The sequence below is a fragment of the Streptococcus pantholopis genome (genome assembly GCF_001642085.1).
Taxonomy (GTDB): domain Bacteria; phylum Bacillota; class Bacilli; order Lactobacillales; family Streptococcaceae; genus Streptococcus; species Streptococcus pantholopis.
In genome coordinates, this window is sequence record NZ_CP014699.1 from 1782482 (window position 1) to 1798607 (window position 16126).

Sequence of the window (16126 nt, forward strand, 5' to 3'; positions counted from 1 at the left end):
TTTTTTAAACAAGAGCTAACTGTCAGAGAAAAGGCTGCAGTCAGTCCTATCTTTATTTTCATTAGGAATCTAAGTCCAAACCTTCAAGATAGGGACTGTCTTTAGATTCCTCAACCATAGCCAATACTTCTTCTGCTGTTTGGCAGGCAACTAGACGCTCAATAGAATTATTCAGTTCAAAAAGCGCAATAATCTGCGGAATCGCTACAGAAGTGTGAATTTCTGAACTGGTTGCCGCCAAGGCTAAAAGAACTGAGACTTCCTTCCCATCTGGAAAAATAACCGGTTCGGTCAGTGTCACCAAAGAAAAAGCATCACGATTAACCCCCGCTTCAGGACGGGCATGCGGCATTGCCATACCGGGCATCAAAATATAATAGGGGCCGTATTCATCAGTCGAATCAATGATGGCTTGATAGTATTCTTCTTTAACAGCACCGCTTTCGATCAAAGGATCGACAGACAGCCTGACAGCCTCTTTCCAATCTCCGGCTGTCAGACCCAAGCGAATGGACTGATTTTCTTTAAAAGCTTGTGTTAAATTCATATGTCTTCCTTTCTTTATCTTTTTCAAATAAGATACCTCCCAGCTATTAATATCAGCAGAGATAAAATGATGGGAGATAGCCTGAGGGCAGGTCAGCAGTTTTTCAGCGTCATTTTGTTTAATAGTAAAGGTGCCCTCAGCAAAATGGAAAGCACCTTACCACATATCATTACAAAATAGCCTGCAGTTTTGTTTTGATTTCATTATCATCCATCAGATTATCAAGGCCGACAAGATGCCCATCGGTGCGCCCTTCCAATTCCTTGATTAAATGATTGGAGGCCACAACAATATCGTAACCCGAAGCCAGACCTTTAGCTTCACCGACTGAACAGGAAGCTGACTCGATATCAGTCACTCCCAGCTGGCGCAGAGCGTTCTCAACTTTCATTTTAATCACCATAGATGAGCCCATACCATTACCGCAGGCCGTAAGAACTTTAACCATTTGTTTTTCCTCCTGTTTTTCTTTTTATCCTAAATCATTTCATTTTCAGCGCTCCTCTGCAGCTTAACTGTACTCCTAAAAACAGCTCTATACTTAGATTTGAGCATACCGCTGCATTTACTCTTCGGCTGGAGCATCTCCGCGATAGTAAGCTTCTTTATCCTTAGCTTTGATAAACTGCAGCTGAGGGATAGCAAGCAAGAAGAGACAAACAAGAACAAAGCCGATAATACCAATATATTTGAAAAGATAAGCAAACGGTACCCATGGAATCGCAAAGTCAATATTGCCATGGTAGCCGCCATAAGAAGCAAGACCCAGCAGCGATACAGCCAAAGCGCCGACTGCTACTTGCAGAACCCCTGAAATAAAGGAGAGGATTACAGCAGCTTTCCAGCCGCCGCGTTTATCCGCATAAACCGCAACCGCAGCATTATCAAAGAAGACGGGCACGAAACCAGTAATAATCAGGACCGGATTTCTAAAGACAATTAACAGTACAATCGTCACTAACTGACCAATCAGACCAGTGGCAAACCCAAACAGTGTCGCAGAAGCGGAACCAAATCCGTAAGAAGCAGCAACATCGACCGCAGGGAAGGAACCTGGCAGCAATTTAGCTGAAATCCCTTGGAAAGCGTTGGTCAGTTCTGCTACGAACATCCTTACCCCCTGCATCAAGATAAAGAGATAAACAGAGAAGGTAAAGGCTGTTGAAACCACATACATAAAGAATGACTGGGTTTCTGGATTAAAGAGGGTGCCTGTCGTAATGATTTCCGGATCTGACATGATTTCCGGACCCAAAATATAGAGAATGACACCGAAAAAGAGCAGCATCAAGGTCGCAGAAGCAACAACTGTATCATGGAAAATATTTAGAAAAGCAGGTAATTTTAAATCATCTAAGTTTTCTTCTTTTTTACCTAATTTCGGTGCTACTTTATCAACAAACCAAATAGCAAATTGCTGCTGGTGCCCGATGGCAAAGCCTCCGCCGCCAGTCAGACGCTGAGTCGCTTCCACGGTCATATTAGAGCTGACAGCCCAGTACAGTCCGCAGATAATACCGATAGCCAGAGTCCCCCAGAACTGGTTGCGCAGCACCGGTATCAAAACTAAGATCATCATTGTAACAGTTGCCGCCTGCTGCACCATGATGTGACCGGTAATAAACAAGGTCCGAATCTTAGTGATTTTGCGCAGAGCAACCAGCAGAATATTGAGGAAAAAGCCAATCAGCAGGGCTGTTGTTGCCGTTCCTACAAAAGCCGGAAATTTCTCTTCAATCAAAGTATTAGCAGCTGTCAGCCCAAAATAAGGGTCAATCACCGCCGCACCAATGTTAAACTTTGTATTCAAAGCGGCCAAAATCGGACGGAAAGTGGTAACCAAACCAGAAGCGCCGACATTGAGAATCATATAGCCGACGGTTGCCTTAACAAATCCTGCAAAAACATCATGCCAAGGCTTCTTAAGCAGAATATAGCCGATTAAAACCAGAAGTCCGACGAAAAAGGCCGGCTGCTGCAAAATGTTTTGTGAGAACCAGTTAAGAATATTTAGTAGTATATCCATATGAACTACTCCTTTTCTAAATGTTCTTGTTTTCTTATATCTTTATTATAGATTCTGAAAGCCTAAACAAAAAGACCAAGAAACACACAATCATGTGTACAAAAATGTGCTGAAAGGTTTTGGTCAAACGGCTGGCAATCCTATTTTGAGACTTTGAAATCTGCTTAAATACAAGCCGGCTCAACAGCACTGCCGGCTGCCTTATTATCTCCTATCCGTCTTAGTCTTTTTTAGCTGCTGATACTGACATAAGTTTAACGAAAAGATAATCATTGTTTAGAGGGCAAACACAGCAGCTGTCTTTGCAAATAGAGATAACAAAAAAAGACAGAGCCATGGATTTCTTTCAGGGAAAAATCCATGGTCCTGTCTTTGTAGAAGTGACAAACAAAACAATAAGGCTGTTAAAGTTTTTTGAATAAGAAAAACCGGGACTTTTGTTCAGCCCGGTCTTAAGAAATTCTTTTAAAAGGGTCACAGCATTTGTTTTCAGGCAGATGGAATTAGTCTAAACTTTCCCACTGCCAGCCTTTAACCTCCGGAATATCGTCGCCATGCTCCCGAATATACTGTGTATGGTAAGCGATTTTGCCATCCATCATTTTGGCAAAATCAGCTGCCTTATCTCCTAAAACGGTCACAGCAGCATCCTGCGCCAGATGGAAGCGGTCCAATTCAGACAGGACACGCATGTCAAAAGGTGTAGTAATATCGCCGTTTTCTCGGTAGCCATGGACATGAAGATTGTGGTTATGCCGACTGAAGAAGATATCCCGAATCATTCCCTCATAGGCATGAAAAACGAAAATAACAGGTTTATCTTTTGTAAAGACGGCATCAAACGCAGCATCGCTTAAACCTCGTGAATCGACATCAGGGTGGCGGAGCTTAAGTATATCAACAACATTGACAAAGCGAATTTTCAGATTTGGGAAAGCCTGATGCAAAATAGTAATAGCAGCCAAAGCCTCCAAGTTCGGTTCCGTTCCAGCAGCAGCAAAGACCACATCCGGCTCCTGCCCCTTATCAGTCGATGCCCAGTCAATGACCTTATAGCCTTGTTCAGCCAGCTCTTCTGCTTCCTTGACAGAATAAAACTGAGGACGGGGATGTTTTGATGTCACCACTAAATTAATTTTATCCTCTGACTGCAGCGCCTTATTCATTACAGCCAGCAAAGAATTGGTATCTGCCGGCAGGTATTCTCGAATAAACTCCGGTGTCTTTTCAGATAGATGAGTCAGAATGCCTGGGTCTTGGTGGGTATAGCCATTATGATCCTGCTGAAAAACAGTAGAAGTAGAGATTAAATTTAAAGACGGATAATTCTTGCGCCACTTCGTATGTGTTTTCGATTTACGCAGCCATTTAAAGTGCTGAGTAATCATCGTGTCAACCACACGCAAAAAGGACTCATAAGAAGCAAAGAAACCGTGGCGTCCCGTTAAAACATAGCCTTCCAGGAGCCCTTCAGCCTGATGTTCAGACAGCTGGGAGTCAATCACACGCCCGACCGGACTGAGCCATTCGTCATAAGTCTCATCCCTGCGGGCCAGCCACTGCCGATCTGTTTTAGTAAATACTTCATTCAGCCGATTGGATTTTGATTCGTCCGGGCCAAAAATACGAAAATGATTTGGGTTGGCTTCCACTAAGTCGGCAGCATACTTCCCGAATTCTATCATATCTTGAGCAAGGACAGTACCTGGTTTTGCAGTATCTACAGCAAATTTTTTCCAGTCAGCAGTGTCTATCGGCTTAAGGACACCGGCATTAGTAATCGGATTAGCAGACATACGCCGGTCCCCCTTAGGAGAAATAGCAGCAACATCAGGAACCAATCGGCCAGCCTCATCAAAGAGCTCTTCCGGCCGGTAAGATTTCAGCCACTTTATCAGAGCATCTGCTTGTTCCATATGCGCAGCATCGACAGGAATCGGAACCTGATGGGCACGAAAACCGCCTTCAATAGGTGCACCCTGCCATTCTTTAGGACCTGTCCAGCCCTTTGGAATACGCGCAACAAGAACCGGCCATTGGGGCATACTGGCTTGCTCAGCCGGATACTGACGGGCTGCTGCCTGAATGGATTTAATCTTTTCAACAGCTTGATCCAGCTTTTCTGCCATCAGCTGATGAGCAGCTAAATCGGGAGTCTTAACATCAACAAAAATAGGATCCCAGCCCAAGCCTTGGAAAAATTGCTGCAGTTCTTCATCCGTACGGCGGGCAAAAATAGTCGGATTGTGGATTTTTCCGCCATTGAGATACAAAATCGGTAAAACTGCCCCATCATTAACAGGATTGATAAAGGTGTTCGACAGCCAGCCCGCCATCAAAGGGCCTGTCTCAGCCTCACCATCTCCAATAACAGTTGCTGCAATAACATGAGGATTGTCTAATACTGCACCAGCTGCATGGGACAGCGCATAACCTAATTCTCCGCCTTCATGAATGGAACCCGGAGTTTCAGGAGCAGCATGTGAAGCGATTCCTCCAGGAAAAGAGAATATTTTGCACAGTTTGGTGAAACCAGCTTCAGTCTGGGGAATTTCGGGATTTAATTCTGTATAACGGCCATCTAAATAGGCATTTGCAACCATCACCTGGCCTCCATGGCCGGGGCCTTCGATATAGAACATGTCCAAATCATATTTATTAATGACACGATTAAGATGGGCATAGATAAAATTTTGCCCCGGAACGGTTCCCCAGTGTCCAATTGGGTGAGCCTTAAGGTCATCTTTGACGAGGTCTCTCTTTAAAAGAGAGTTATCCTTGAGGTACATTTGTGCGGCTGAAAGATAGTTGGCTGCGCGCCACCAAGCGTCAACCTTTTTTAGGTAGTCTTCTGATTCATAGGTCATAAGTTTTCTCCTTGTGATTTTTTGAGCATAGCTCTTTTAAGTAAAGGGGCGAGACGAGAATCGGCAGATGCGGGGAATCTATTGTTCGTCCCACCCCGTACAGTCGTCTGAACCGTCCCTTTCTTTGCCTAGGCAAGAAAGGCAATTAGACAGTTTTTGCGTTTAAACCGGTATACTGTCAGACTTTGAGTTCCTTTTTACTCAAAGACTAACTGCAGGCTGAAAGTCAGTATTAGTCTGCCTCATACAAGTTTTTAGTTAGGTTAGACAGAGAAGTTTTCTATGGACAGACCAGCAGCAGGCCTGTTCTTTCTTTTTTTAGTCAGTCTAATTCTCCGGGATTGGAAGCAATCAAAACCTTAAGTTCTTTGCCGGCCATCATGGCTTCAAAAGCATCGCGCCAGTGTTCCAAATCAAAAACAGCAGTCACCATTTTTTCTTCATCGATAGCCCCTTTGCCTTCCAAATGAATGGCTATCGGCCAGTCATACGGATTTTGTGAGCGCGATCCCTGATAAAGAATTTCATGCTGAATAATGGTCCTTTCATCCAGCTCATTCAAGTCTTTAGCAAACAGCCCGACTTGCTGCAGAACCCCCCCTTTACGAATCAGAGGGAGAGCTGCGTTAACTGCAGGAATAGCACCGGAACAGTCATAAACCTTATCCACACCCACGCCGTCAGTTACCTCTCTTATAATTTGCGTCAAGTCTTCTTCCTGTGTATTCACGACAATATCTGCCCCCAGTTCTTTTGCAATCTGCAGCCGGTCTGCATCTTTAGTCACCCCTGAGACAATCGTAAAGGCACCGATTTCTTTGGCAATCTGCAGAGACAGCAGCCCCATTGGCCCAGGACCGATAATCAGAATAGTATCGTGAAAATCAAGCGGTGTCAGCTGGTACATAGCATGCACACAGGAAGCCAGGGGTTCTGACATCGCAGCCAGTTTGTAGCTGACATTATCCGGAAGAATATGGACACTCTCCTCCCGTGTCAAAACATAATTAGCCATGCTTCCAAAGGCTTTTGTCCCGATTCCCGACCGCTTTTCACACAAGTTATATTTTTTCTCTTTACAGTAAGTGCAGGTGCCGCAGGTATCAAAAGTTGTCTCACTGGTTACACGGTCTCCTACTTTGACTTTTGTTACCTTTTCTCCGACAGCTACCACCTGCCCTGAGAATTCATGCCCTAAAACCAGAGGCGTAACAGCATTTTTATATTCTCCTTTATAGGTGTGAATGTCTGTCCCGCAGATACCTGTATAGGCTACTTTCATCAACACACGATCCCCTTGTACCTCAGGAACATCAATCTCTTCCAAGGCCATATGATCAAAGCCGGGTGCTGATTTTAAAACAGCCTTCATTTTTTTAGGAATACTCATTTCCATCTCCTCCATAACCATCATTTATAAGATTATCAGAATGCCTTTTAAAAAACAGAGTTAACTAATTCTGACAGCTTCAGGAAAATCCAGTTCAATAGGTTGCCGCCTGTATCAAAATTGGAAATTTGCGAAGCCCCCTTAGGAAATTTAATGACACCTTCTGCCATTTTGGTCAGTACAGGCGCATAATCTGTGGCCATCCACAGAGCAAAAGTAATCACAACTGTCAAAGCAATAACAGAGTGCAGAATGTTCCCTTTTCGTGTCGGCACAACCAGAGCAGCGAAGAAAGGAATAGTCGCTAAGTCAGCAAAAGGCAGGACCCGGTTCCCCGGAAGCAAAACAGCAATCAAAAGAGTGATAGGAACCATCAGGAGCCCCGTTGACAGTGCAGCGGGAGAGCCGGTTGCCAGTGCCGCATCCATTCCTAAGAAAATTTCACGATCGGCATAACGCTTTTGCAGCGTAGCCTGAGCGGCTTCCTGAATCGGAATAAGGCCTTCCATCAGAATCTTGACCATACGAGGCAGAATAAACATGACTGCTCCCATAGCCATGGCTGTCTGCAGAATTCTTGTGATATCATAGCCTCCTAAAATAGCCATGGCACCGCCGATAATAATCCCCATAATCATCGGTTCTCCAAAAATACCAAAACGTTTTTGAATCGTCTCAGGTTCAACATCCAGTTTTCCAATACCAGGAATCTTGCTTACTGCCCAAGCAATCGGTATCCCAAGAAGCGCATAGCCCTGAGCTGAGCCAGTTGTTATCGAAACCCCTTCAAGCCCATAATAGTCCTGAACATAAGGAGCTGTTTTATCAGCAACAAGTTGGACAATGACAGTATAGCCGATACCGCAGACAATCCCCCAGAAAAAGCTTCTAGTTACAATATAGCCGGTAGCAGCTGCCGCACTCATATGCCAATAATTCCAGATATCAATATTAAGTGTTTTGGTCCAGTTAAAAGCCAGCATAATAAGATTCACTGCTAAGATAACCGGTATCATGACTGCCGCAATCGGCTGGGCCCATGTCGCTGCCGCAACAGCCGGCCAGCCCGCATCTACAATTGTCAGCTCCAAACCAAATCTCTCAACCATAGCCTGAGCGGCAGGACCGACATTATCCGATAAAAGACCTAATACCAGACTGATCCCCAGCATCCCAATTCCTACAGTTAAACCTGACGTGATAGCATTTCGGATAGGCACCCGAAAAATAAGAGCTAAGGTAAAGATGATTATCGGAAGCACTACGCTTGATCCCATATTCAAAATACCTTGAACAACAGTTGTTAACGTATCCATAACCCACTCCTTTTACAAGATACAAAGCCCGTTAAAAGAGCAAAGCAAAAATAGGAAAATTGACGAAGAGTCGCTGAGACTCTAGGAGATTTTATCTTTTTTGCACAGCTCTTAGGGCGTGTTCAGTTCCAACAAGATACAAAGCCCGTTTAAAAATCCGCATGAAAATGACGGTAAGTCCGAAATCTTCGATTTCGCAGACGCACCTCTGCCAGAACGACTAGAAGGGTGCGGCAGGCTGTAAAGACTGCAAAGCCTTCAGACGTTTACGGCTAGCTAAATGAGAAGTCAGCACCTGATGGCGCATTTCTTTTTCACTAGGATTTTAGGGCGTGTTCAGTTCAACAAAATGTTTTCTCACTGGCGAGCCTGTATTTTAGCGGCTTCTTCTAAAATTTGAGCTTCAACCTTGTCCTGTCCAATTCCAGTTAAGAATGCCATTGCTTTTATTGCCGGTATCTTATACTCTGTAGGCAGCATCGTTGTTGTAATCAGCATATCATTTGAATCCTGCTTAGAAACAGCCTCTGCTATTTTAATCTGTGTAATTTGTGCATCAATGTGATTGCGGGCAAATAAATCTTCGATTTTTTTCATAACAACTGTAGAAGTTGCTATACCTGCCCCGCAGGCTACCAGTACTCTAACTTTTGACATAATTAATCTCCTCTCAACAAGATACAAAGCCCGTTTAAAGAGCAAAGCAAAAATAGGAAAATTGACGAAGAGTCGCTGAGACTCTAGGAGATTTTATCTTTTTTGCACAGCTCTTAGGGCGTGTTCAGTTCCAACAAGATACAAAGCCCGTTTAAAGAGCAAAGCAAAAATAGGAAAATTGACGAAGAGTCGCTGAGACTCTAGGAGATTTTATCTTTTTTGCACAGCTCTTAGGGCGTGTTCAGTTCATCAAGATACAAAGGGCGTTTAAAGCTCACAGCAAAAATAGGAGCCTGACCGCCGAGTCACTAAAGACTCTAGGGAGGGCTGTCTTTTTTGCAAAGAGCTTAGCCCGTGTTCAATTATCAAGATACAAAGCCCGTTTAAAAATCCGTATGAAAATGACGGTAAGTCCGAAATCTTCGATTTCGCAGACGCACCTCTGCCAGAACGACTAGGGAGTGGGACAGAACCCCAGACCACAAAGTTCGTTGTCCCACCCCCGCAAAGCCTAGTAGGCATTTTAAAGCTTTGAAAAAGCGAATAAAGTGCCACTAGGCTACTGCGTCTTGCAAATAACACCATAACAAACATTAAGATCTATTTTTAAAATCGTCCTTCAGACGTTTACGGCTGACGGTAAGTCCGAAATCTCTGATTTCGCAGACGCACCCCTGCCAGAACGACTAGAAAGGTGCGGACGACTGTTAAGGCGACAAAGCTTTCAGTCGTTTACGCTGCCTAACTATGAAATCGGTTCTATACTTGACCATGCTTTTTCCCGCAGAGCTTAGCCCGTGTTCCATTTAAATGTTATTAGTTTTTACAATCGTTATGATGTCATCTGCAGAACCTGCTTCTCTCATTTGTGTCAATACTTTTGAGTTCTGCAGCAGCCCCATCAGCGACTGAAGCATTTCAAGCTGGGCATGAGGCTCTTTCAGGCCTAAGACAAAAGCAATTTCAGCAGCTACTGACTGGTTAAAATCTTCCATGCTGACAAAGGTAACCGGATCAGTTGTGACAATAGCAACAAACTCTTTTTTGATGCACTCAGCGTCAGTATGCGGAATCGCGACACCCATTGTTTCTAACTGCAGGCCTGTTGGAAAATTTTTTTCGCGTTCTATGATTTTTTCAAGAAAGCTTTTATGGACGTAGCCCGAATCGAGAGATTCTTGATAAATTTTCTGAAACAGAGCGCCCTTTGAGTCAAAATGTTCATTGACAAAGATTAGCTTTGGTGTGATATAATCCTGAAGTTTCATTTTTTCAGTCATACGGTTCCTCCCTTCCATTAGCTTCCTTAATTACAATCGTTCCATAAAATCAGAAACAGTTGTCGAATGCCATAATTGATCAATATAATCTGAGCTGTCAATTTTCGAATAAAGACTGATCAGCGCATCCTTATAAAAAAATTCATCTTCCTGCGACATGGAGATCAGCATAATGACTTTAACCATATTGCTGCCCCAGCGAATCGGTTTCTTCAGCGTCATAATCACTAACTGGGACTCACTCACAGCAATCGGCAGAGCATGCGGAAGTGCTATACCGGTGTAGACACTGGTGCTTCCCAAATCTTCGCGAATCCGGATAGACTGGCGGTAGGACGGATTCTCACGATTTTGAGCAGCTGACTTGGCAACAAGGAAATCAATACAGTCATTAACAGTCCCCTTATCCACATTTAAAAAAATATTGTCGCCAATCAGCTGGTGAATCAAAGACTTTGTGTAAGCTTCCCTGCTTTCTATAACAGATAAAACCCGTCTGTTCCCCTTTTGGAGCTGTAAATAACGGCTTTGCAAATTTTCTAAATCTGCATCGGTCAGTATAGGACTGATAAAAATAATTTTAGAAGCATCCACATCCGTATCTGACAGTGAAATAGAACTGATAATCATATCGGCCTGCTCGATTTTAGCCTGAGTCAGTTCACTGGCATCAATTTTGACCAGATGATCAAAATTGGATATAACATGCGACAGCGACCGTATATTCAGCTCAGTTGTTGCCAGACCTTGAGGGCAGACGACATAGATCAGCAAAGGTTTAGCTAATTTTTCAATGGCAATTTCAAAGTGTACAGTTAAAAATGCCATCTCCCCATCAGTAATATCGATAGAAAATGTATCTGAAAGTTCCCGGCAGGATAGCCAAACAATATTATAGAGAACACTGTACTTCTTTTTGATTTCTTCTGTGATATCGCTGCTGACAATTATCTTATTTTTCAGACGGAAAATCATCGGCTGAACATGACTGATCAGCATCTTAAACAAATGGCGGTCTTTTCTTAAATCTATACTGAGAAGCCGGCTGACACGATTAATCAGATTGCTGATAATACGGTTAATCTGATCTCCTACAATCAAATCATTGGTCTCATAGCCGACAGACAATAAGGTATAAGACAGATTAATAATCTCTAACAGCGGCATTGAATCACCTTTAAAGCAAACACACTCCCTAAATAGATCACAGGCAAAAGTATAGACTTCATAATAAGAAAGTTTATCAACAAAATGCATGCTGCCATCGGAAACAAATGTATGACCGTTGACATAACGCATTTTTGCAATCAATAAATCAACAATCAAATAAATACTGTACTGCTCACTTAGAGTAAAATGATAAATTTCAGCATAATGGCTGACAATGGCTATCACACGCTCAATTTCCTCTTTTGAGAAAAAATAAGTGAACCGTTTAGTTTGGGCAATGCTGGACAATTCTAAATGGAATTCTGTTATCAGATAGTTCCTCAGAAAAGTCCGAATCTCCTGCTCTTGTCCGACAACATGATATTTGCCGTTACGGCGCTCCATGCGGATACGATAATCAGCAAATTTATTTTCCAATTTATCAATATCTCTTCTGACTGAGGTTTCGCTGACAAAGTACTGAACGGACCAGTCAATGATATCAACTTCTTTTTCATCAAAGAAAAGGGACTTCACCAGTAGATATTCTCTGGATATATCATTAATTCCTTCCGCGTGAAAATGGAAATGGTTTAATAAATCCGCAAGATGCTTCTTTTCATTAGCATCAACAGCCAAACGTATCCCTCTCCGAGGAATTTTTTCAATTTTATTAGACAGCTCTTCTATCTCACTGTTTAAAAAAGATAAGTCCGAATAAATCGTTTTGGTTGAAACAGAATATTTATCGGCCAGTGTTTTGCCGGTAATAAAGCTTTCTGTCAGCAGCAAATCCCTTAAAATGCTTACTTGTCTGTAATTCACATCATCACCCCCTTTCTTTAATTATGTTTCATTATAAAGGTTTACTGGCATAAAACAAAGCCAATATACTTCTTCATTAATGTGGAAGCGCTGCCAAAGCCGAAAGACAGGCAGCAGTCTCAAGTGTCAAATAAATAACTGACAATAAAAAAACACTTGTGAAGCTGAACATAAGGTTCAGCTTCACAAGTGCACTTCACATTCCAATCTTATTATTTTATTTATAAAACGGCAGGTCAGCTGTTAGCCCAGACGCTCTCCAAAATATTGGTTTGGTCACGCCCTGGGCCGACTGAAAAGGTTGAAATCCGTACACCGACCAGTTCACCGATACGACGCACATAGTGCCGGGCATTTTCCGGCAGCTCTTCCAAACTGCGAACATGCGTGATGTCCTCCTGCCAGCCCGGCAGCTCCTCATAAATAGGCCGGCAGCGCTTGAGCTGTTCTAAACTGGCCGGGTAGTGGCTAATCCGTTGGCCGTCTAATTCATAGGCTACACAGATTTTAACAGTATCCAGCCCAGACAGCACATCAATACAGTTTAAAGACAGGTTAGTAATTCCGGAAACCCGGCGGCTGTGCCGCATGACAACAGAATCAAACCAGCCAACCCGGCGGGGCCGTCCTGTTGTCGTGCCGTACTCATGGCCGATATCACGGATTCGCCCACCGATTTCATCAAACAGTTCAGTAGGAAAAGGACCGTCTCCAACCCGGCTGGTGTAAGCCTTGCAGACACCGACAACTTTATTGATTTTACTTGGGCCGACACCTGAGCCGATAGTCACCCCTCCGGCAACCGGATTGGAGGATGTCACAAAAGGATAGGTCCCCTGGTCGATATCCAGCATTACCCCTTGAGCCCCTTCAAATAAGACCCGCTTACCCCTATCAAGAGCATCATTGAGAATCACAGATGTATCGGTCACATACTCTTTTATTCTCTGCCCATAGGCATAGTATTCTTCAAAAATATCGGCAAAAGCCATTTCACTGCAGCCATACATTTTTTGAAAAAGGCGGTTTTTTTCAGCGAGATTAGCCTGCAGGCGTTCAGCAAAAATAGCCTTGTCCAAGAGATCGGCCACTCTGATTCCGACACGCGCCGCCTTATCCATATAGGCCGGTCCGATTCCCTTATTGGTCGTACCAATCTTATTATCGCCTTTAGCTTCTTCCTGCAGCTGATCAAGCTTGATATGATATGGAAGAATCACATGGGCCCTGTCCGAGATGCGCAGGCTCTCTGTTGCGATACCCTGCTGATGCAGATAATCCAGTTCCTCAACCAAAGACTTTGGATTGATAACGACGCCATTGCCGATAACCGAGATTTTTTCCGGAAAAAAGATTCCTGATGGAATCAGATGGAGCTTAAATGTTTTGCCATCAATCACAATAGTGTGGCCGGCATTATCGCCTCCCTGATAGCGTGCAATAACTTCTGCATCGGCCGATAAAAAATCCGTAATCTTCCCCTTGCCTTCATCCCCCCACTGGGTTCCAACAACTACTACTGATGTCATACCTTTGTCACAGGCCAGACAGGCCTTTATCCTTTCTTGACAGCATGGCAGGAATTGCACCTGCAGATTTGCCTTACAATTCATTATAGGAGATTTCAGCTTTTTTTTCAATATGCCATAGCAAAACACTGCGTTTTCTAAAAGAATCCTGTAAACTAAAAGTATACTGCTAGCAAGGAGAAAACTATGGCAAGGATCGATCATATTTTACAAGACAGTCCCCGGAGCCTTCCCGTCCTTCAGGCAACCTTTGGCTTGGAAAGAGAGAGTCTCCGTATCAATGCTGATCACAGACTGGCACAGACGCCCCATCCTGAATGCTTGGGCAGCCGGGACTTTCACCCATATATTCAGACGGACTACAGCGAACCTCAGATGGAGCTCATCACACCTGTCGCCTCTTCAACTAAGGAGGCCCTTCGTTTTTTAAGTGCCATTACGGATGTGGCACAGCGCTCATTAGAGCCCACCGAGTATCTTTGGCCCTTGTCAATGCCGCCTGAACTCCGGGAAGAAGAAGTTGAAATTGCCCATTTAAATGATGCCTTCGAGTACCGCTACAGAGAATACCTGAGGGACGTTTACGGTAAAATTCTCCAGTCCATGTCCGGAATTCATTATAATATGGAGCTGGGCAGAGATTTAATAGAACAGCTTTACGCAGTGAGCGGTTATAACTCGCCGATTGCCTTTAGAAATGCTCTCCATCTAAAACTGGCACAGAACTTCCTGCGTTACCAGTGGCTCCTGACCTATCTTTACGGGGCAAGTCCGATAGCAGAGCCCGGTTTTCTCAAAGAAAACAAATCTGGCCCCGTCCGCTCTATCCGCAACAGCCACTTGGGCTATGTTAATCATGAAAATATCAGCGTATCCTATGACAGCCTCCAAGACTATATTGAGGATATCGAGGGCTGTGTCGCAGACGGCAGGCTGATTGCTGAGAAAGAGTTTTACTCCCCTGTCCGCCTGCGCGGCAGCAAGCATAATCGGGACTACCTGACACAGGGGGTAACCTATTTGGAATTCCGCTGTTTTGACCTCAATCCCTACACTCCCACCGGTATCGACCAGAAAACTCTGGATACTGTCCATCTGTTCAGTTTGGCCTTGCTCTGGCTGGACAGTTCGGAGCAGGTTGACAGGGAGCTGGCACAGGCTAAGGAACTGAATAACCGCGTTGCTCTCAGCCATCCTTTGGAGAAACTTCCAAAAGAGGCACCGCTGGATGACCTTTTGACCGCTATGCTGGCTGTCATCACCCATTTCCAGCTCCCTTCCTATTATCAGGAGCTGCTGGAGGAGATCCGCAGACAGGCTGATAATCCAGCTTTGACCCTGGCCGGACGCCTCCATCAGGAAATCACTCAGAATTCACTGGCTGCATTTGGCCGGACCAAAGGACAGGAGCACCATGCCTATGCCTGGGAAGCGCCTTATGCTCTCAAAGGTTATGAGAACATGGAACTCTCCACTCAGATGCTGCTTTTTGATGCCATTCAGCAGGGAATCCATTTTGAAATTCTCGATGAAGCAGATCAGTTTCTCAAACTCTGGCACGGCAGCCATTACGAATATGTCAAAAACGGCAATATGACAGCCAAAGATAATTATGTCGTTCCTCTGGCCATGGCCAACAAGACCGTCACGAAAAAAATTCTGCAAGAGGCCGGTTTCCCGGTTCCGGGCGGTGCTGAATTCTCTGACAAAGAAACAGCCCTGCGCCACTACAGCCGGATTAAGCAAAAACCGATCGTGGTCAAGCCGAAATCCACTAATTTCGGACTGGGCATCTCCATTTTTAAAGAAGGTCTCAGCTTGGAAGCCTATGAAAAAGCGCTGGACATTGCTCTGGCAGAAGACAGCGCTGTCCTTGTTGAGGACTATATTGAGGGGACAGAATACCGCTTCTTTATTCTAGACGGCCAATGCGAAGCGGTCCTGCTGCGCGTTGCAGCCAATATTACCGGTGATGGCAGACACACAGTCCGCCAGCTCATAGACCGTAAAAATGCTAATCCGCTGAGAGGCAGAGACCACCGTTCGCCTTTGGAAATAATCCAGCTGGGAGAGGTTGAGAAACTTATGCTGGAGCAAGAGGGCTACCAGCCTGACGATATCCTGCCCCAAGGGCAGACCGTCTATCTGCGCCGAAATTCCAATATCTCAACCGGCGGTGACTCTATCGACTGCACCGAAAGCATGGATCCCTCTTACAAGGCGCTGGCTGCCGACATGGCTAAAGCGATGGGAGCCTGGGCCTGCGGTGTTGATCTGATTATCCCAGATAAAGAAAAACCAGCGACCGCAGAAGAGCCTAACTGCACCTGTATAGAACTCAATTTCAATCCTTCAATGTACATGCACACCTACTGTCAGGAAGGACCGGGACAGGCTATTACACCAAAAATTTTGGCCAAACTCTTCCCGGAAGCAGCAAAACAGCCTTAAAACTGAAGCTCAGAACCCGGCAGAGATAGATAAAAATCCCTTCTTTAAAACACTGCTCTTCCCAAGACTAAGCTTTTTAGGTGCGGCAG

11 protein-coding genes are annotated in these 16126 nt (G+C 44.5%); 1 reads left to right on the forward strand and 10 read right to left on the reverse strand.

What is annotated here, in order from left to right; translation table 11 throughout:
- Positions 1-61 precede the first annotated feature (61 nt).
- From A0O21_RS08245 to A0O21_RS08295, 10 genes are all read right to left on the reverse strand, one after another.
- The gene (locus A0O21_RS08245) at positions 62-547 is read right to left on the reverse strand and encodes a PTS sugar transporter subunit IIA (protein ID WP_067064122.1); all 486 of its coding nucleotides are present in this window, start codon (positions 545-547) and stop codon (positions 62-64) included.
- Positions 548-716: 169 nt separating this feature from the next.
- Entirely contained in the window at positions 717-995 is a 279-nt protein-coding gene (locus tag A0O21_RS08255; RefSeq protein WP_067064165.1) for a PTS sugar transporter subunit IIB, read from the reverse strand.
- A 117-nt stretch (positions 996-1112) separates the two neighbouring features.
- Positions 1113-2573 (reverse strand): PTS ascorbate transporter subunit IIC, encoded by a 1461-nt coding sequence (locus tag A0O21_RS08260; RefSeq protein ID WP_067064167.1) that lies wholly within the window; start codon positions 2571-2573, stop codon positions 1113-1115.
- Positions 2574-3076: 503 nt separating this feature from the next.
- A complete protein-coding gene (locus tag A0O21_RS08265; protein WP_067064169.1) occupies positions 3077-5440 on the reverse strand; it encodes a phosphoketolase family protein in 2364 nt (787 codons plus the stop codon).
- A gap of 322 nt (positions 5441-5762) precedes the next feature.
- Positions 5763-6830 (reverse strand): zinc-binding dehydrogenase, encoded by a 1068-nt coding sequence (locus tag A0O21_RS08270; RefSeq protein ID WP_067064171.1) that lies wholly within the window; start codon positions 6828-6830, stop codon positions 5763-5765.
- 47 nt (positions 6831-6877) lie between these two features.
- Positions 6878-8146 (reverse strand): PTS galactitol transporter subunit IIC, encoded by a 1269-nt coding sequence (locus A0O21_RS08275; protein WP_067064173.1) that lies wholly within the window; start codon positions 8144-8146, stop codon positions 6878-6880.
- Positions 8147-8503: 357 nt separating this feature from the next.
- A complete protein-coding gene (locus A0O21_RS08280; RefSeq protein WP_067064175.1) occupies positions 8504-8803 on the reverse strand; it encodes a PTS sugar transporter subunit IIB in 300 nt (99 codons plus the stop codon).
- An 806-nt stretch (positions 8804-9609) separates the two neighbouring features.
- Positions 9610-10083 carry a PTS sugar transporter subunit IIA gene (locus tag A0O21_RS08285; protein ID WP_067065250.1) on the reverse strand — a complete coding sequence of 158 codons (474 nt, stop codon included), beginning with the start codon at positions 10081-10083 and terminating at the stop codon, positions 9610-9612.
- Between the two features lie 30 nt (positions 10084-10113).
- Positions 10114-12057, reverse strand: coding sequence for a BglG family transcription antiterminator (locus A0O21_RS08290; protein ID WP_067064178.1), 1944 nt, complete (start codon positions 12055-12057; stop codon positions 10114-10116).
- Positions 12058-12293: 236 nt separating this feature from the next.
- The gene (locus A0O21_RS08295; protein WP_067064179.1) at positions 12294-13586 is read right to left on the reverse strand and encodes an adenylosuccinate synthase; all 1293 of its coding nucleotides are present in this window, start codon (positions 13584-13586) and stop codon (positions 12294-12296) included.
- 186 nt (positions 13587-13772) lie between these two features.
- On the opposite strand from A0O21_RS08295, the gene gshAB reads away from it, so the two are divergent.
- Positions 13773-16037 (forward strand): bifunctional glutamate--cysteine ligase GshA/glutathione synthetase GshB, encoded by a 2265-nt coding sequence (gene gshAB, locus A0O21_RS08300; RefSeq protein ID WP_067064181.1) that lies wholly within the window; start codon positions 13773-13775, stop codon positions 16035-16037.
- The last annotated feature ends 89 nt before the right edge of the window (positions 16038-16126 follow it).

Coding starts and splice junctions, on each gene's coding strand:
- A0O21_RS08270 (WP_067064171.1), bottom strand. CDS start 6,830: ATGAGTATTCCTAAAAAAATGAAGGCTGTTTTAAAATCAGCACCCGGC.
- A0O21_RS08265 (WP_067064169.1), bottom strand. CDS start 5,440: ATGACCTATGAATCAGAAGACTACCTAAAAAAGGTTGACGCTTGGTGG.
- A0O21_RS08245 (WP_067064122.1), bottom strand. CDS start 547: ATGAATTTAACACAAGCTTTTAAAGAAAATCAGTCCATTCGCTTGGGT.
- A0O21_RS08295 (WP_067064179.1), bottom strand. CDS start 13,586: ATGACATCAGTAGTAGTTGTTGGAACCCAGTGGGGGGATGAAGGCAAG.
- gshAB (WP_067064181.1), top strand. CDS start 13,773: ATGGCAAGGATCGATCATATTTTACAAGACAGTCCCCGGAGCCTTCCC.
- A0O21_RS08275 (WP_067064173.1), bottom strand. CDS start 8,146: ATGGATACGTTAACAACTGTTGTTCAAGGTATTTTGAATATGGGATCA.
- A0O21_RS08285 (WP_067065250.1), bottom strand. CDS start 10,083: ATGACTGAAAAAATGAAACTTCAGGATTATATCACACCAAAGCTAATC.
- A0O21_RS08280 (WP_067064175.1), bottom strand. CDS start 8,803: ATGTCAAAAGTTAGAGTACTGGTAGCCTGCGGGGCAGGTATAGCAACT.
- A0O21_RS08260 (WP_067064167.1), bottom strand. CDS start 2,573: ATGGATATACTACTAAATATTCTTAACTGGTTCTCACAAAACATTTTG.
- A0O21_RS08255 (WP_067064165.1), bottom strand. CDS start 995: ATGGTTAAAGTTCTTACGGCCTGCGGTAATGGTATGGGCTCATCTATG.